Raw genomic sequence first — 15,771 nt, forward strand, 5'->3', positions numbered from 1 at the left:
GGGGACAGGGGTGGGGGCGCAAAGAGCACCCCCACCCCTGTCCCCTCCCCGCAAGGGGGAGGGAGACCAAAACACCGGCGTCAGTGTTGGCGTCTCCTCCCCCCTTGCGGGGGAGGGACAGGGTGGGGGGTACTCTTCCCGCACCAGCCTGTCGGTTGTTCCGTCAGGCGATCACCGACTCCTTCAGCGGTGCCGGCCGTTCCACCGGCGTGGTGATCTCCACTGCCCGCCGTTCGCGGCTCGCCGTCTCGAACGCTTCCATCACCTCGAGCACGTGCAGCGCCAGGTCGCCCGAGGCGCGGTGCGGGCGGCCTTCGAGGATGGCGTGCGCCATGTCGGCGACGCCGAGCGAGCGGTAGTTCGCATCGGCATAGGGCAGGGTGTAGGGCACCACCGTCCAGTCCTTCTCGCCCGCCGCGCGCGTCTTCACCTCGCCGCCGAACATGTTCGGGTCCGGCACCAGGACGCTCTGCTTGGTGCCGTAAAGTTCGAACGGCAGGTGCGCGTGGCCCGGCACGTCAAAGCTCAGCGTCACCTGGATGATGGCGCCGGAGTGGAACTGCAAGAGGCCCGCCACATGCGTCGACACCTTCACCGGCATCAGCTGGCCCTTCTTGGGCTCCGAATAGATCGGCCGTTCCTGCTGCGGCGTGGCGCTCATCGCCTGCACGCTTTTCACCGGGCCGAGCAGGTTGATGAGGTCGGTGATGTAATACGGCCCCATATCGAGCACCGGCCCGCCGCCGACGTCGTAGTAGAACGCCGGATCGGGGTGCCAGCGCTCGTGCCCGGGGCAGGCAAAGAACGCCGTGCCGCCGACGATGTCGCCCACCGCGCCGCTGTCGAGCAGCGCCCGCGCCTCCTGGTGCGCACCACCGAGGAAGGTGTCGGGCGCCGAGCCGGCCCTGAGGCCCGCCTTCGCCGCCGCCGCGGCCAGGGTCTTGCCCTCGGCATAGGTGATGCCGAACGGTTTTTCGCCATAGACGTGCTTGCCCGCCGCGATGGCGCGAAGGCCCACCTCCACATGCGCCCGGGGGATGGTGAGGTTGACGATAATCTCGATTTTGGGGTCGGCCAAGAGCGCCTCGACCGAGACCGCGGTGAGCCCGAACTCGGCGGCCTTCTTGTCTGCCACCTCCGGCTTCATGTCGGCGATGGCGATCACCTCCAGCACCGGGAAATCCCGCATCGCCTTGAGGTACTGGCTCGAGATATTGCCGCACCCGATAATCCCCACGCCAACGCGACGCTTGCCGTCCATAGTCTTGTGTCTCCGTCCCTGTCGGTAAACCGGCCGCTCCGCCCGCGCGGGCGCGCCGCTCCAATCTTCAAGGCAGCATCGCCGCAATTGGCGACGATTGCCAGAGGCAATGAGGTACGTAACGCAAGGTTTCTCACCGTCGCCCGATCCTGCTATGAGCGGCGCGATGCTCAATCCCGTCCCCACCAGTTTCGACTATCGCCCGCCGACCGAGCCATGGCTCACCGTGGTGCATGCCGACGACGATATCGTTGTGCTCGACAAGCCCTCGGGCCTGCTCTCGGTCGCCGGCAAGGACCCGGCTTTGGCAGATTGCCTGGAAGCGCGGGTCAAAGCGCGCTGGCCCAGCGCCGCCATGGCGCACCGGCTCGACAAGGACACGTCGGGCGTCCTGGTGATGTGTCTGAACAAAAGAGCGCTCGGCCATGTCGGCCAGGAATTCGAGCAGCGCCGCGCCAAAAAGTCATACGTGGCAAGGGTCTGGGGCGATGTCGAAGCCGACGAGGGCCGCGTCGACCTGCCGCTCGCCACCGATTGGGAGAATAAGCCGCGCCAGCGCGTCGACTATGAGCGGGGACGCGCCAGCGTCACCGACTGGACGGTCGAGGCGCGCGAAGGCGGCATCACCCGGGTGCGGCTCTATCCGCTCACCGGCCGCACCCATCAGCTGCGCGTCCACATGCTGGAGCTCGGCCACCCGATCCTCGGCGACCCCTTCTACTCGACCGGCGAAGCCTTCGCCGCCGCCGACCGGCTGCAGCTCCACGCCGAGGAACTGGGCTTCAATCACCCTCAAGGACACTGGGTGAATTTCCGCGTTCGGGCGCCATTCTGAGCCATCGCGGCCGGGTCGGCTGTCACGAAATCGTCATTGGAGTGCCGGATTGAGGCCTGAAACGGGCCATTTCCGCCTTTTAGCGTCGCCATCGTCTCAACCCGAGCTCGGAGAGAACGATGAGCGAGATCAAGGACCGGCAGGACGCCGCTTCCGATATCGACCCGATCGTCGCCGCCCTGGCAGATGGCATGGCGAACGACACGGCGAACGACATTTGGGCAGCCGCGGCGGTGGAGGGCTTTGACCAAGCGGCCGAACCGCTCGACGCCGAGGCTGAACCAGTTGCCGTCGAAGCCGAGCTGCCGCACAGCGACGCGGCCGAGCCGCCTGCCACCGAGCTCGCTGCCACTGACGAACTCGTCGAGAGCGAGCCGGCAGCAGCTGAACCGGTGGCCGATGCTGTTGCCGATTTCGGTGACGAAGCCCCAGCCGAAGCCATCGCTTCCGCCGACATCGCCGACGCCATCGAAGCCGCTCCGCTGGACGAGGCGCCCCAACTGCTCGCTACCAACGCCTTCGAGCACATGCCGGCCGCCTATGCCGACACCATCGTCGAACTCGATGTCGCGGCCGACAGCGGCGACGACGAGGCGCCGCTGCTCGATGTCGACCTCGAGGATGGCATCGCCTCGGTGTTCGCCGCGCTCCACGCTGCGCAACAGGACCATGCACCGGTTGAGCCGCTCGGCGATCTCGAGGCCGCCGACGGCGTCACTTTCCGGCTGCTCGGCGAACTCGATCGCCTCTGGCACCGCGCCGCCTGAGCTTTCCCACCGGTCGGCTCACTCTGAGCCGGCCCGTGTCTTGCACTCGTCGCACCAATCGCCTATTGCCTAGTCCCGCTGCACCCGTAGCTCAGCTGGATAGAGCGCTGCCCTCCGAAGGCAGAGGTCATGAGTTCGAATCTCGTCGGGTGCGCCAATCTTCCTACCGCTCGAAGACAAGACTGCGCAGGCAGGGTCCGCCATCGACCCGACGCGGACACCGGAACGTTCAGCGCGTCTCGCGACGGCACGTCGAAGTTCGCCAGATCGGGACGCTCCACGCTATCGCGCCATGTCGTTGAGATCTTTCGCGAGATTTTCGAATAGTGCGTCCAACGTGCCTGGGCCGCCAAAAGCGTAGATGCTGACTCGATCCAGCGCAGCCAAAAGCCGCGGCGGAGGAAGGTCAGCGTCCTCCAGGAGGAGGGCGATCGGTTTGCCGGCAAGCGCGGTTTCGTGCGCTTCCATGGCGATCGAATGCCCTGAGATATCTTGTGCACTCGCGGGCCGGGCGATCACTGCAATCGTTGCATCGGTCTTGCCGATCCTGTCCCGGATTTCCTGGGCAAAGGGATGCGCAGCCAGGCGGTCGAGCCGTTCGGAATATGTGGGCAAAACGAGCTGCATGCCATGTGCCTTGGCCGTGGCCTCAAGTTCGGCAAACAACCAGCCGACCCGAGGCGCCAGCTCAGCTCCGGGCCGCAGCACCGGACCTGCGACGTATACGGTAAACGATGCCATGTTCATCTACCCCGATAAATCTCGAACGGCCTCATTGGGCCGACTGACTGTTGAGCATCGGCACGTAGACATGTGAGATGCACGATGTGCCATCGGAAAAGTTCATCTCGGCCTGCAGCAGTGCCCCACCCCAATAGGCGAATATCGCGCGGAAATCCGGATCGTCCTGTTTGGTCACGCTGACACTGGGGAACCACTTGTCACCGCCGGACCAGGTTACGGCACTGACTTCCGGCCCTGCTGCAGCCGGGTGGTGGGCGCGGTGGGGATGATGGACGATGCGCAGGTGCACTTCGGCCGTTTGCCCCGGCAACATCGCCGGGAGAATTTCCGCGACAGGGAAATAGCCATGCGTCCGCGCGTATTCTGCCTGACGCGCAAGGTTTACGTCCGAGTTCGTCGCGACGCGTGGTCCGTAGCGCATGCTGGTCGACTGCGGCGATGCCTGGCGCCGCCGCGCATAGTGATGGCGATCGTCGATGCCGAGGGTTTTCCAGTGCCACTGATCCGGCATCAGTTCGCTGCCGTTTTCCTTGAAACGCACGAGGCCGCGCGTGACGACCTGGACCCGTGTCGTCCCCTCCTGCGCGCACCAATGAACGCGGATGCGGTTGTAGCATTGCGTGGCGATCTGCGGCGACGGCAACTCCGTCGAACCGCACGTGCCGCCGGCGACAATGAACAGTGAATGATCGTTGGTGCGGACGAAGGCATTACGAACATCTTCGCGAAATGTGTGCGGGTAATGCTTGTGACCATGCAGCACAACGTGAAAGCCGTGTTCATGCAGCATCGGCAGCAGCTTGTCCGCCCCGGTGATCGCATCGTAGCCGCGGCCAGCCTCGGCGCTTGACGGCAGGAGGACCGGGTGATGGTGGACCATCGCGATCTTTATGTAGTCGCGCACGACATCAGGTGGCAGCCGCTCCAACTCCTGGCGTGCCCAGGCGAGTTGCGTCGGATGCAGGTCGCCGCGCGACTGCTCTCCGGTCTCTGCCATTACCTTCGTTTCGGTGTTGAGACTTAGAACGACTGTCCTGGTGTCGTGAGAGATTTGCACGCCGCCGAACTTCGCGGCGTCCTCCGCCTTGTGAACCTTGTTCGTGACGCGAGTCAGAAAGCCGGCATACTGATCCCAACGCTCTACATCATCTCTCGACGTCCAGTTGAGGTCGTGATTGCCGGGACAAAAATGTATCCGGTCGGGCTTCTTGAGGCCGAGTTCCGGGTCATTGCGAAGACGCTCGACCAGTCTCTCGGCTTGGCGGAACTCGTCGAGCGTCCCCTTTTGCGTGAGGTCGCCCGAAATACAGACGAGCTTCGGGAACGGCGGAAACTTGAACGCCGGATTCCCGATCTCTTCCGATGCAATGATCGTCGGCAGTTCCGGTTGCTGCGCCGGATCGGTCAAATCCACAATCAGCTTGTCAGCAAGTGTCGGCATGCCATGCGCCGCCGCCTGTCTCCCGTCAGCGGTTGGCTCCATGGTAAAAACATGGCGCGCGCCATAGTGCAGGTCCGACAGATGAATGATTTCAACGTAAGTAGCGTCGTTGTTCATGATGCGCCGGTTGGTTGGTTTGCGCCCCTTTCTATTGTTATGCCTTGGTTTTGCGCCTGCACCAAGTAGATGCGTGGATCGTCAAGGGATTAATCCCCGCGTGATGATCGTCCGGCTACTTCGTCGCCAGCAGAACTTTGAACGTGCCATTTTCTGCCAGCACGGAGACCGTTTTGAAGCTCGCCTTCAGCGTGCGTTCGTACGGCAGGTGCCGGTTGGCGACGAAGACCAGCTTGCCGCCGCTGCGGAGTGCTGCCGCGGCCACGTTCAGGAATGTGGCTCCGAGCTCGACATCCTGAATGCCCTCGCGATGGAACGGCGGGTTGGTGACGATCCAGTCGTAACTGCCGCGACCAACGCCATCGCGCACGTCGGACCAATGGTACCGGATCTGTCGAGTGTCGCCCAAGGGAGCCAGATTCGCTCTGGCCATATCCAACGCGAGCTTCTCGGCCTCAAACAGATCGAGCTGCCGAATGGCCGGGTACCGAGTAAGCAGCGACCAGCTCAAAAACCCCCATCCGGCGCCAAGGTCCCCGACCACGCCGGCAATGCCCGGAGGAAGATGCGCCACCAGAAATTCTGATCCGGCATCGACCCGATCCCAGCTGAAGGTCCCGGGGACCGCGACGAACGGGGTGTTGGCGATCGGCCGGGGTGTGGCGTAGGAGAGCCACGGGCTCCAGGCATCGAGGTCTTCCTCGGCACGCGCCAGCCAGAAGATCCGGCACTTGGCTTTCGACAGGCTCCCCAGCAACGGGGCAAGCTTGGCCACGGCCTTCTCGTAGGTCGCGGCCCCCAGCGAATTCTGGCCGGCGCAGACCAAGACCCCGCCGTTCGAAAGGTGGCTGTAGGCCCGTGCAATGTTCGCGAAAGTCTCGAGCTTGTGCTGGGTGAGCACGCAAAGTCCGAGGCTATGGCGACCTTCAAGCTGGGCGGTGGTGCGGATGCCCGCCTGCCGCAACCGCTCGAAGGCCGGCTGATAAGTCTGTTCAGCCACAAGGCTTCGGCCGAATGTCGCTTCGAGAGATGGACTGAAATCTCCCCGGATCAGGAAGCCCTCGTCCACCGCGAGGAGGCCCTGACGAAACGGCAGGGTTATGACGTCGAGAACACCCTGGCTCATACCGCTCCCAGCCACTGGCCAACGCTGAAGGGCCAACCTCTAGCTGCCCGCCACCCGCTACGCAAACTCCACCTCCCGGTGGCAGTCGAAGGTTGGGTCGCGGCGGCGGCGTGGCGGCACCGCATCGATATCGTGCCCTCTTCCACCGGCACCGATCTGTCAGGCATAAGCAGCGCATGAACGAAGATTCCAGGCAGCGGCTGCTGATCGCGGACCAGTCGCTGCGCGACCTCGACGGCCATCACTTCGAGTACGATTTCGCTGTCGCAGCCGCGGCCCGATCGCTTGGGCTCGCACCCGTCATTCTGGCCAACCTCGACTACCGCGCGGGCGACGCCCTTGGGGCGCCGGTGGTGCCGTGGTTCCGGCAGGATTGGCTGGCGGCGCGCCGTGGCCCAGCCGCGCGCTTTCTGCTCCATGTGCTGGCCCGGCTGCCGAGCGGGCTTCGTCATTTGGTGATCGGCATCGGCGGCGGCGCCAGGCGCTGGCTGGCGCGCCGCAGCGCTCGAAGGGTTCCGGCGCTGCCGTCATTTGGCCGAGAGCTGCACGCCGGTCTCACGGCGCAGGCCGTCCGCGCTGACGATCACGTGTTCATCCACACCGTCGCCATCAGTGAGTTGCACGCCGTGATCGCGGCGCTCGAGGCGCAGCCGGAACTCCCCTATATCCACGTCGTGCTGCGCCGCGATGCCGATGAGCCATTCGTCCGCGACGATCCATGGGGCGGTGTCGGCGCCGCCATCGAGCGCGCCAGGGCTACGCCACAGTTGCGGCGAAAGCTCTGCTTTTATGCCGACACGCCACAGCTTGCCGACCAGTACAATGCCATCATCGGCAGCAGCGAAGTCGCCGTGTTGCCGGTGCCGCATGCCTTGCCGGCGACGCCGGCTGCCGAACGGCCGGCCCGGCCGCCACTACGCCTCGTCTATCTGGGCAACGCCCGGACCGAAAAAGGCTTCCACCTGCTGGCCGCAGCGATGGACGAGCTGCGGGAGACGCACCTCAGCACCGGACGGATTCAGCTGATCGCCCAGGCGAATGCGCCGCAGAGCCTCGACCAGGAGCTGATCGTCAACGCGCGGCGGCGATTGTCGTCCTACAGCAGCGAAGAGGTCCAGCTGATCGACGCGCAGCTTTCCATCGCCGAGTTCCAGGCGCTGCTGTTCAGCGCCGATATCGTGCTGCTGCCCTATGACGCCCGGCTCTACCGGCGGCGCAGTTCGGGCATCCTGGTGCAGGCGATGGTGGCGGGAAAGCCGGTGGTCGTGCCGGCCGACAGCTGGCTGGCCGCCGAGGCAGGCCCGGCGGTGAGCTCGCAATTCTCGCCCGCCGTACCCCTCTCGGCCGCCATTGCCGAAGCCGTGGAGACGTTTGCCGAGCGCAGTGCCATGGCGCGGCACGGGGCCGCCGAGGCGCGGGCGAAACACAGTGCCGACGCTTTGGTGGCGCAGCTGATTGAGGCTGCGCGCTAGGCCGAGAGGCGGTCGACGATCCGCCGGAGCAGCGTGCGCATCGAGCGCGAGTCGGCCGTGGCGCTGAGCCGCTCGCTGATTGCTTCGAGCAGCTGGGGGTCGCGGGCCAGGCGGTCGATCGCCGTGGCGAGGGCGTGTGCATCCTGCCCGGGCGCGAGAACCCCGGTTTCGCCATCCGTGACTTGCTCGATGATGCCCCCCACGGGAAACGCCACAACCGGCAGGCCCGCCGCAAAAGCCAGCGCGGCGACGCCCGACTGGCTGGCTTCGCGATAGGGCAGGACGACCGCGTCATGCGTATCGAGCAGGTCGCCGATCTCGGTTTCGCTGAGCCACTTGTTGATCAGCCGCGTGCCGGTCGCCGCGATGAGCGGGGCGAGCGATTTCGTGTCGCCCTGTCCTGCAATGGTGAGGCGCGCCACCGGGGCGCTCGTCGTGAGCGCCAGCATGGCCTCGAGCAAGGTATCGACGCCCTTGTAGGCGTGGATCCGGCCCAGAAACAGCAGGGCCAGTGGGCCGCTGTGGGGCTGCCGCTGGCGTGTGCCCGACCTTGGCAGCGCCTCCATATCCGGATGGAACAGCGGCAGGACTCGGTCGCGGGGGAGCCCCGCAGCAACCAGCGTTCCGGCGACGCTGTGGGACAGCGTGATGGTCAGGTCCGCTGCGAAGGCCTCGGAGCGCAGCCAGCGCGTCAGCCGGGCCTTCGGGTCGCCGAGATGCGGGGCCGCGTCATGGATGATGGTGGCATAGCGGATGCCAAGCGCTCTGATCGGAGCGAGCAGCAGCGGCGTCCAGACATGCGGCATGACCGTCAGCACGACGTCGGGTCGCTCGCGGCGCAGGTAGGTCAACAGCTTCCGCCGAGCCGCCCCGAAATTGAGGATTGCACCAAACGGCGCTTGCCGGCTGAACGTATCGATCGTTGTAACCTTGGCGGCGAAGGGTTCGAAAGCCTCGGGCAGTTCGTTGTGCGATGACAGCACCAACCGGACATCGAGGTCAGGCAGGTCGGCGGCAGCCCGCAACAGGCCAAGGCTGAGGTGCAGCGACGCTCCGCGTTTGCCGAGATTAAGGAGCACGAGTTTCACGACGCCCTCCGTCTCACCTGGGGCCAAGCTTCCGTCACCTGGCCGCCCGGCATTCCCGCCGAACTCAGGCGTTGAGCACCACCGAGCCCTGGGTGTCGAGACCGAGCCGGATCACCGAGTGGCCGTGCAGCGTCTCGGTAAAGCTGTCGAGGCGCTCTGCCGGAACCAGCATCAGCAGAAAACCGCCGCCTCCTGCGCCGCAGAGCTTGCCGCCAAGCGCGCCGGCCGCCCGGGCCGCGGCGTAGAGCTCGTCGATCTGCGGGTTCGAGACCTTGCTCGAGAGCTTCTTCTTGGTCTCCCAGCCATCGTGCAGCATGGCGCCAAGATCGATCAGCATGCGGTCGGAGCTGTCGCACTCGAGCACATCCACCGCCTGGCTGGTGAGCGTCAGCAGGTGGCTGAGCTCCCGCTCTACCTTGTTCTCGCGGGTGGCCTTCAGCTGTTCGTTCACGGTGTCCGAGGCCGAGCGCTGCACGCCGGTATAGACCAGCACCAGCGACGCCATCAGGCTCGCCTGGCAGTCCGATGTCATCTGGATCGGCGAGATGCGGATGCGGTTGTCAGCGAAATCGAAGCGGTTGATGCCGCCAAACGCCGCGTGCAGCTGATCCTGCACGCCGACATTCTCCTTGAGGATCTCGCGCTCCACCTTGATCGCCATCTTGCCGAGGTCGAGACGGGTCAGCGACAGCTTCTTCAGCGCCGCGATCACGTTGATGAGCCCGACGGTGAAGCTCGACGAACTGCCAAGGCCGCTGCGCGCCGGCAGATCGGCCATGACATTGATATCGAGCGGCTCGGTGACGCCGAAATACTCAAGCGTGCTGCGCACCACCGGGTGCTGGATCTCGGCAATCGAGCGCACCGTCTCGAGCCGGCTGTAGCTCACCCGGTAGTGGTAGTCGATCAGGTTGCCCAGCTTCAGCGCGCTGACATAGATGTACTTGTCGATCGCCATGCCGACGACCGCGCCGGGGTGCCGCTCGAAATATTCGGGATAGTCGGTGCCGCCGCCGAAGAGACTGACCCGGAGCGGCGTACGCGAAGTGAGGAGCATGGGCGGTCAGACGTTGCCGAACTTGGCGTTGCGGATCATCCGGTAGCCGCGGATCAGTTCCTGGATGCCGGCATCCAGCGAGTGGTCCGGCCTGAAGCCGGTGGCCTCGATCTTGGCGTTGGAGACGATGTAGTCGCGCTTGTCCGGATCCTCGCCGATCGGCGCCTCGATCGGCACGAATTCCGGCACGTATTTCTGGATGCGCGCGCAGAGCTCGTTCTTGGAGAGGTTGGCGTCCGACAGCCCGACGTTGAAGGCATTGCCACGCATCGTCTCGAAATTGGCGATGGTGTGGAGGAAGGCCTTGGTCACGTCGCGGACATGGATGTAGTTGCGCTTGAAGTGCCCTTCGAAGATCACCACGGCGCGGTCGGTAACGGCGCGATAGGTGAAATCGTTGACCAGCAGGTCGAGCCGCATGCGGGGTGCCATGCCGAACACGGTGGCAAGGCGCAAGCTGGCGCCGTTCTCGCGCCCCAGCACGGCCTTTTCGGCCTCCACCTTGGTGACGCCATAGAGCGAGATCGGGTTGAGCGGCGTCTCTTCGGTGCAGTACTCGCCCTGCGTGCCGATGCCATAGCCCGAGTTGGTGGTCGGGTAGAGAATCCGCTGCGCCGGGCTCATCATGCCGATGATATCGACGATGGCGTCCTGGTTGATGGTCTGGGCGTTGAGCGGATCCTGCTTGCAGATCGGCGCGCCGACGAGCGCCGCCAGCGGGATCACGATATCGGCCTTGGCGACGAGGCGCTCGACCAGCGGCTTGTCGCGCGTGTCACCGCGAATCGGTTCGAACCCCGGGTGGGCCGCCACCGCGTTCAGAGCGCCGTCATTGCGAGCAAAGGTATCAAGCGCGGTAACGGAAAAGCCTTGCGCCAACAGCTCCGGCACGAGGATGGAGCCGAGATAGCCCGCCGCGCCGGTGACCAATACCCTATCGCTCATTATGTGCTTGCCGTCCCGAGGTTAGTAGCTGGCGCATGCCTACAGAAAAAGCCTATGGGAGGCAACGTGCCCGATATGTCCGCTTGCCAGCTTCCGCTGCTGCGTGGCAATGCGGTTACGCCTCTATAGCGATGTGACCTTGGCGTCCCAACCGGACGCTCGCAGGAGATCAAATGAGCATTACCGACTATCTCCAGGGTTCGGCGAAGATACTCGACGAAGCTGCCAACTATGCTGGCTCGCAGCGCGTCGATGAAGCCGTGGGGGCGATGGTCGCCGCCGTTCGAGCCGGCGCGCCGATCCTGGTTTGTGGCAATGGCGGCTCGGCCAGCGATGCCATGCATATCAGCGGCGAGCTGGTCGGCCGCTTCCTCAGGGAACGCCGCGCCATCAACTGCATCTGTCTGTCGTCAAATCCGGCTGTGCTCACCGCCTGGTCGAACGACTATGCCTTCGAAACCGTCTTCGCGCGCCAGGTCGAGGCCTATGGCGCCGCCGGCGGCGTGCTGATCGGGCTGAGCACCTCGGGCAACTCAGCCAACATCATCGCCGCGTTCGAAACGGCCTCCGCCGCCGGGATGACCACGGTTGCCTTCACCGGCCAGGGCGGCGGCAAGCTGGCGGCGGTTGCCGATGTGCTGATCGACGTGCCATCGCGTTCGACCCCGATGATCCAGCAAGTGCATATCTGCCTCTATCACTACCTGTGCGAGCAGGTCGAAGCCGCGTTGTTTCCAGACGCATGAGCGCCGGCGCAAACCTCGACGTCTCGGTGCTGGTCCTCGCTGGGGGCAGGGGAACGCGCATCCAGGCGCTGCATCCCGAAACCCCCAAGCCGATGATCGCAGTGGCCGGCAAGCCGTTTCTCCACTGGCTGACGCGGTTTATCGGCGGCTTCGGGCTCAGCCATTTCGTCTACTCCACCGGCTATCGCTCGGAAGCCATTGAGGCCTGGTGCGCCGATGGCTCGCTCCCCGGGATCGACCGGGTCGCCTGCCGCGAGCCGGCCCCGCTCGGCACCGGCGGCGGCGTGCTCAACTGCCTGCACCTCTGCCGCGATTGGGTGCTGGTCGCCAATGGCGATGGTCTGTGCATCGGCGGCATTCCGGAGCTCCTGGCACTGCGCGCGCAGCCGGCCCTTGCCGGCGGCATCATCGGTGTCGAAGTGCCCGATGCCGGCCGCTATGGCAGCCTCGCCTTCGATGCCAGCAACCGGCTGACGGCGTTCCGCGAGAAGGTGCCCGGGCACGGCTACATCAATAGCGGGCTCTACTTGTTCAGGCGCACGGCGCTCGAAGCGTTGCGGCGTGACGGCGCCTGCAGCATGGAGCAGGATCTGGTGCCCGAACTGATCGCCGCCGGCGCCGACCTGCGTGTCGTGCCGCTCGGCGAGGCCGCCTTCATCGATATCGGCACGCCCGAAACCCTGGCCCAGGCCGAAGCCTTCGTCAGGCGGAATCTTTAGGCTGGAGGGCTTTCTTCTCCCCAGAGCTCAGGGGAGAAGGATCGCATGTGGAGAGGCACTGGTGGTGGAGCGAGGTGCCTTCTCCCCTTGCGGGAGAAGGTGGCGCGTAGCGCCGGATGAGGGGTACCGCGCAACGAAGTGCAGCGCGCTCCGAGCGAAGCGAGGAGCGACCCAGTACGCGGAGAGATACCCCTCATCCGCCCTTCGGGCACCTCCGGGCGAGGGCTACGCCCTCGTCCCGCGACCTCAAGGGGAGAAGGCAAGTCCGCGCGCGTTGCCACCATGTGGATGCCCCGCCGGGGTGACACCGTGCATAACATGGCTCAACGGCCGGCCAGCCACTCGCCAATCGCCACTGCGGCATCGGCCCGAACCGTGGCCTCGGGCCACGTCGCGAGCGCGGCTCCGTGCTCCTTGAGGTGCAGCGCCCCATGGCCAGTCGTCACCAGCGTCACGCGGCCAAGGCCGGCCCGTCTGCCAGCTTGGAGATCGGTGACGGTGTCACCGATCAGGCAAGAGGCACGGAGGTCGATGCCCAGCATGTCGGCGGCCGCCACCAGCATGCCGGCCCCAGGCTTCCGCCAGGCGTGACCGCTGATGCGGTAGGGCTCGTGGCCTTCGCCGTGATAGGCACAGGCGAACACCGCATCGAGGCGCGCGCCGCTGGCGGCGAGATGGCGGGAGATCTCCGTCTGCACCGCGGCAAAGCCGCTCCAGTCATAGTAGCCGCGCGCGATGCCGGCCTGGTTGGTCACCAGCACCACGGCGATGTGCAGGCGGTTGACCTCGGCAATGGCTTCGGCAACGCCAGGGATCATCACCACATCCTCGGCCCGGCCCAGGTAGTGCGATTCCTCGACCACCACCCCGTCGCGGTCGAGGAACAGTGCCGGGCCGCCAGCATAATCGGTGGCCGACAGCCGCTCGGCCCAGCAGCCCGGATCGATCAGTGGGTACGCGCGCTGTTCCATCAGGCCACCTGCGCCGTCACCTTCTCGGCGATCATCTGGCCGATCGGCAGGGCCGAGGTCGCGGCCGGCGACGGCGCGTTGCAGACGTGCAGCATCCGATCGGTCTCCTTGATCAGGAAATCATGGAAGGCCTTGCCGTCGCTGGTGACGATCTGCGCCCTGATCCCGGCCTGATAGGGCAGCAGGTCCTCGAGTTCGAGCGACGGGCAGTATTTGCGGCATTCCTCGAGGTAGGCGCGCTTCGAGAGCGAGCCCTTGAGCTCATGCAGGGCATGCTTGCGGTTGGCAAAGATCAGCTTCCAGAAGCCGGGAAAGCTGGCAATGTTCCAGGCGTCGGACGCATCGATCGAAAACTTGGCATAGCCCTCACGCGCCAGCCCGAGCACGGCGTTGGGACCGACCGTCACACTGCCATCGATCATCCGCGTCAGGTGGATGCCGAGGAATGGCAGCTCCGGATCGGGGGCCGGATAGATCAGGTGCCGGATGATCTCGCTCTTTTCCGGTCTGAGCCGGAAATACTCGCCGCGGAACGGCACGATGCGGAAATCGATATCGAGCCCTGCGAGGCGCGCCAGCCGATCCGATTGCAGCCCCGCACAGACGACCAGCCGGCTCGCTGTCCAGAGATTCCCGGCGGCGCCGATTTCGACGCTGTCGGGCCCCTCCTTGATATGCTCGACGGCAACGCCGAAGCGAATTTCCGCACCGGCCGAGCGCGCCGTCTCCGCCAGCTTCTCGCACACCCGGGTATAGTCGACGATGCCGGTTTCGGGGCTGAGCAGCGCGGCGATGCCGGTGATCTGCGGCTCGCGTTCGCGCAGCTCGGCCCGCTCGAGGCGGGTGATCGCGAGGCCATTGGCGGCGGCGCGCGCGTAGAGTGCGTCGATGCGCGCCACCTCTTTGGCATTGGTGGCGACAATCAGCTTGCCGCACTGCTCGAAGGGGATCTGATGCTCGGTGCAGAAGGCCCGGGTCATCTCAGCCCCGGCACGGCAGAGCTTGGCCTTCAGGCTTCCCGGCTCATAGTAGATGCCGGCATGGATGACCCCGCTATTGTGCCCGGTCTGGTGCACCGCAACCCGCTCCTCCTTATCGAGCAGCAGCAGGCTGGCGCCTGGGTTGGCCTCGAGGATCTTGTTGGCAGAGGCGAGGCCAACGATCCCTGCGCCGATGACGCAGTAGTCGAACCGCATATGCGTGCATCCAGTTTGGTAGACTCGCCGGCCCGTCTACGCTATCCGGACCCACCGGTCTATCATCGTCGTGGTCGGGTATGAGGGAGTCAGAACCGATCGTGATGGCACGGAAGAAGCTGGTGTTCCTGCTCACCGAGGACTGGTTCTTCCTGTCGCATTTTCTCGATCGGGCCCACGCCGCGAGAGACGTCGGCTATGAGGTCGTGGTCGCGACGCGAGACAATGGCGATGGCGCAACCATTCGCGGGCATGGCTATCGGTTCGTCGACATTCCCTTCCGCCGTGGTGGGCTCAATCCGCTGCGCGAACTGCAGACGCTGCTGGCGATCCGGCGCCTCTATCGTGCCGAGCGCCCGGCTATCGTCCATCACGTCGCCCTGAAGCCGATCATTTACGGGTCGCTAGCCGCCGGCAACACCGCAGTGGTGAATGCGCCGGTCGGCATGGGCTTCGTGTTTTCATCGCAGGCGCCGCTCGCGCGGCTGCTGCGCCCGCTGATCCGCGCCGTGCTGCGGCGAGTCCTGAACCCTCCGCACAGCCGGGTGGTGTTCGAGAACCCCGACGATCTGGCCACCTCTACGACCGATGGTTCGGTCGACCCGGCCGAAGCCGTGCTGATCCGTGGGGCAGGGGTCGATGTCGAAGCGATCAGGCCATCGCCCGAGCCGCCGGGCCCGGTCCGGGTGGTCCTCGTCGCCCGCATGCTGAAGGACAAGGGCATTGGTGAGTTCATCGAGGCGGCGCGCCTGCTCGCCGCCAGCGGACACGACATCCGCTTTACCCTGGTCGGCGCCCCCGATCCGCAGAACCCGTCCTCGATGACAGAAGCCGAGCTCCAGGCGCTCGACCAGGCGGGCATCGTCGAATGGCTTGGCTTTCGCCGCGACGTCCCCGAAATCCTCGCCCAAAGCCATATCGTGGCGCTGCCCTCCTATCGGGAAGGGCTGCCCAAGACCTTGCTCGAGGCCATGGCAGCGGAACGCGCCATCGTCACCACTGACGTGCCGGGCTGCCGCGAGGTGGTGACCGACGAGGTAACCGGCCTGCTGGTTCCGGCCCGCGACGCCAAAGCACTCGCCGCCGCCATCGCCCGCCTGGCTGAAGATCAGACACTGCGCCGAACCATCGCCCAAGCCGGCAGGCGGAAGGCCGAGACGGAGTTTCCCATCACCGTGGTCGCCGCAAAAACCATCGCGGTCTATCGCAGTTTGGTTCCGTAGCAGGGCGAGGTGCTGGTCGGGTTGGAGCTTGGGCCCCGATTCCGGTGCCGCAGCTCCTGTGCA

General features: G+C 65.5%; 15 protein-coding genes and 1 tRNA gene. 7 read left to right on the forward strand and 9 right to left on the reverse strand.

The genetic code is table 11. The annotated features are described in order from the left end of the window. Positions 1 to 163 precede the first annotated feature (163 nt). Entirely contained in the window at positions 164 to 1,261 is a 1,098-nt protein-coding gene (locus tag VW23_RS18735) for a Gfo/Idh/MocA family protein (protein ID WP_069911066.1), read from the reverse strand. A 154-nt stretch (positions 1,262 to 1,415) separates the two neighbouring features. Between VW23_RS18735 and VW23_RS18740 the strand changes: the two genes are divergently transcribed. The 3 genes from VW23_RS18740 to VW23_RS18750 all read left to right on the forward strand — a co-directional run bounded on the left by VW23_RS18740 (position 1,416) and on the right by VW23_RS18750 (position 3,020). After that, on the forward strand, positions 1,416 to 2,096 hold the full coding sequence (locus VW23_RS18740) for a pseudouridine synthase (RefSeq protein WP_069911067.1): 681 nt from the start codon (positions 1,416 to 1,418) through the stop codon (positions 2,094 to 2,096). 119 nt (positions 2,097 to 2,215) lie between these two features. Then, positions 2,216 to 2,863 carry a hypothetical protein gene (locus VW23_RS18745; protein WP_069911068.1) on the forward strand — a complete coding sequence of 216 codons (648 nt, stop codon included), beginning with the start codon at positions 2,216 to 2,218 and terminating at the stop codon, positions 2,861 to 2,863. An 80-nt stretch (positions 2,864 to 2,943) separates the two neighbouring features. Further along, a tRNA-Arg gene (locus VW23_RS18750) sits at positions 2,944 to 3,020 on the forward strand. Between the two features lie 125 nt (positions 3,021 to 3,145). On the opposite strand, the gene VW23_RS18755 is transcribed toward VW23_RS18750, so the two are convergent. The 3 genes from VW23_RS18755 to VW23_RS18765 all read right to left on the reverse strand — a co-directional run bounded on the left by VW23_RS18755 (position 3,146) and on the right by VW23_RS18765 (position 6,291). Beyond that, positions 3,146 to 3,604 carry a hypothetical protein gene (locus tag VW23_RS18755; protein ID WP_141728390.1) on the reverse strand — a complete coding sequence of 153 codons (459 nt, stop codon included), beginning with the start codon at positions 3,602 to 3,604 and terminating at the stop codon, positions 3,146 to 3,148. A 31-nt stretch (positions 3,605 to 3,635) separates the two neighbouring features. Next, positions 3,636 to 5,165: a metallophosphoesterase family protein gene (locus VW23_RS18760; protein ID WP_069911070.1), complete on the reverse strand. Its 1,530-nt coding sequence runs from the start codon at positions 5,163 to 5,165 to the stop codon at positions 3,636 to 3,638. A gap of 115 nt (positions 5,166 to 5,280) precedes the next feature. Further along, positions 5,281 to 6,291, reverse strand: coding sequence for a class I SAM-dependent methyltransferase (locus VW23_RS18765; protein WP_069911071.1), 1,011 nt, complete (start codon positions 6,289 to 6,291; stop codon positions 5,281 to 5,283). Between the two features lie 176 nt (positions 6,292 to 6,467). Here VW23_RS18765 and VW23_RS18770 point away from each other — a divergent pair, with 176 nt between their 5' ends. Next, the gene (locus tag VW23_RS18770) at positions 6,468 to 7,763 is read left to right on the forward strand and encodes a glycosyltransferase (protein ID WP_069911072.1); all 1,296 of its coding nucleotides are present in this window, start codon (positions 6,468 to 6,470) and stop codon (positions 7,761 to 7,763) included. On the opposite strand, the gene VW23_RS18775 is transcribed toward VW23_RS18770, so the two are convergent. The 3 genes from VW23_RS18775 to VW23_RS18785 all read right to left on the reverse strand — a co-directional run bounded on the left by VW23_RS18775 (position 7,760) and on the right by VW23_RS18785 (position 10,853). Then, positions 7,760 to 8,851, reverse strand: a complete 1,092-nt coding sequence (locus VW23_RS18775; RefSeq protein ID WP_069911073.1) for a glycosyltransferase family 4 protein — start codon at positions 8,849 to 8,851, stop codon at positions 7,760 to 7,762. The two genes, VW23_RS18770 and VW23_RS18775, sit on opposite strands and share 4 nt — an antisense overlap. A gap of 64 nt (positions 8,852 to 8,915) precedes the next feature. Beyond that, positions 8,916 to 9,908, reverse strand: coding sequence for a GHMP family kinase ATP-binding protein (locus VW23_RS18780; RefSeq protein ID WP_069911074.1), 993 nt, complete (start codon positions 9,906 to 9,908; stop codon positions 8,916 to 8,918). Positions 9,909 to 9,914: 6 nt separating this feature from the next. Beyond that, entirely contained in the window at positions 9,915 to 10,853 is a 939-nt protein-coding gene (locus VW23_RS18785; protein ID WP_069911075.1) for an NAD-dependent epimerase/dehydratase family protein, read from the reverse strand. Between the two features lie 173 nt (positions 10,854 to 11,026). On the opposite strand from VW23_RS18785, the gene VW23_RS18790 reads away from it, so the two are divergent. Continuing rightward, complete coding sequence (locus tag VW23_RS18790; RefSeq protein WP_069911076.1) at positions 11,027 to 11,599, forward strand: D-sedoheptulose-7-phosphate isomerase; 573 nt, start codon at positions 11,027 to 11,029, stop codon at positions 11,597 to 11,599. Beyond that, complete coding sequence (locus tag VW23_RS18795; RefSeq protein WP_069911077.1) at positions 11,596 to 12,318, forward strand: sugar phosphate nucleotidyltransferase; 723 nt, start codon at positions 11,596 to 11,598, stop codon at positions 12,316 to 12,318. Before VW23_RS18790 ends, VW23_RS18795 begins: the two co-directional genes overlap by 4 nt. Before the next feature lie 323 nt (positions 12,319 to 12,641). Here VW23_RS18795 and VW23_RS18800 read toward each other — a convergent pair whose 3' ends face one another. Both VW23_RS18800 and lhgO read right to left on the reverse strand, forming a co-directional pair. Next, positions 12,642 to 13,289 carry a D-glycero-alpha-D-manno-heptose-1,7-bisphosphate 7-phosphatase gene (locus VW23_RS18800; RefSeq protein ID WP_084646303.1) on the reverse strand — a complete coding sequence of 216 codons (648 nt, stop codon included), beginning with the start codon at positions 13,287 to 13,289 and terminating at the stop codon, positions 12,642 to 12,644. Continuing rightward, positions 13,289 to 14,485: an L-2-hydroxyglutarate oxidase gene (gene lhgO, locus VW23_RS18805; RefSeq protein WP_069911078.1), complete on the reverse strand. Its 1,197-nt coding sequence runs from the start codon at positions 14,483 to 14,485 to the stop codon at positions 13,289 to 13,291. The genes VW23_RS18800 and lhgO overlap by 1 nt, the downstream gene beginning before the upstream one ends. Before the next feature lie 104 nt (positions 14,486 to 14,589). Between lhgO and VW23_RS18810 the strand changes: the two genes are divergently transcribed. Continuing rightward, the gene (locus tag VW23_RS18810) at positions 14,590 to 15,708 is read left to right on the forward strand and encodes a glycosyltransferase family 4 protein (RefSeq protein WP_084646304.1); all 1,119 of its coding nucleotides are present in this window, start codon (positions 14,590 to 14,592) and stop codon (positions 15,706 to 15,708) included. Positions 15,709 to 15,771 lie beyond the last annotated feature (63 nt).

Origin of the sequence: Devosia insulae DS-56 (assembly GCF_000970465.2) — a bacterium.
GTDB classification, from domain to species: Bacteria; Pseudomonadota; Alphaproteobacteria; order Rhizobiales; family Devosiaceae; genus Devosia_A; species Devosia_A insulae.

Excerpts from the sequence above, each read along its gene's own strand:
- VW23_RS18790 (WP_069911076.1), top strand. The coding sequence starts at position 11,027 with ATGAGCATTACCGACTATCTCCAGGGTTCGGCGAAGATACTCGACGAA.
- lhgO (WP_069911078.1), bottom strand. The coding sequence starts at position 14,485 with ATGCGGTTCGACTACTGCGTCATCGGCGCAGGGATCGTTGGCCTCGCC.
- VW23_RS18760 (WP_069911070.1), bottom strand. The coding sequence starts at position 5,165 with ATGAACAACGACGCTACTTACGTTGAAATCATTCATCTGTCGGACCTG.
- VW23_RS18745 (WP_069911068.1), top strand. The coding sequence starts at position 2,216 with ATGAGCGAGATCAAGGACCGGCAGGACGCCGCTTCCGATATCGACCCG.
- VW23_RS18765 (WP_069911071.1), bottom strand. The coding sequence starts at position 6,291 with ATGAGCCAGGGTGTTCTCGACGTCATAACCCTGCCGTTTCGTCAGGGC.
- VW23_RS18785 (WP_069911075.1), bottom strand. The coding sequence starts at position 10,853 with ATGAGCGATAGGGTATTGGTCACCGGCGCGGCGGGCTATCTCGGCTCC.
- VW23_RS18810 (WP_084646304.1), top strand. The coding sequence starts at position 14,590 with ATGGCACGGAAGAAGCTGGTGTTCCTGCTCACCGAGGACTGGTTCTTC.
- VW23_RS18770 (WP_069911072.1), top strand. The coding sequence starts at position 6,468 with ATGAACGAAGATTCCAGGCAGCGGCTGCTGATCGCGGACCAGTCGCTG.
- VW23_RS18795 (WP_069911077.1), top strand. The coding sequence starts at position 11,596 with ATGAGCGCCGGCGCAAACCTCGACGTCTCGGTGCTGGTCCTCGCTGGG.
- VW23_RS18735 (WP_069911066.1), bottom strand. The coding sequence starts at position 1,261 with ATGGACGGCAAGCGTCGCGTTGGCGTGGGGATTATCGGGTGCGGCAAT.
- VW23_RS18800 (WP_084646303.1), bottom strand. The coding sequence starts at position 13,289 with ATGGAACAGCGCGCGTACCCACTGATCGATCCGGGCTGCTGGGCCGAG.
- VW23_RS18780 (WP_069911074.1), bottom strand. The coding sequence starts at position 9,908 with ATGCTCCTCACTTCGCGTACGCCGCTCCGGGTCAGTCTCTTCGGCGGC.
- VW23_RS18755 (WP_141728390.1), bottom strand. The coding sequence starts at position 3,604 with ATGGCATCGTTTACCGTATACGTCGCAGGTCCGGTGCTGCGGCCCGGA.
- VW23_RS18740 (WP_069911067.1), top strand. The coding sequence starts at position 1,416 with ATGAGCGGCGCGATGCTCAATCCCGTCCCCACCAGTTTCGACTATCGC.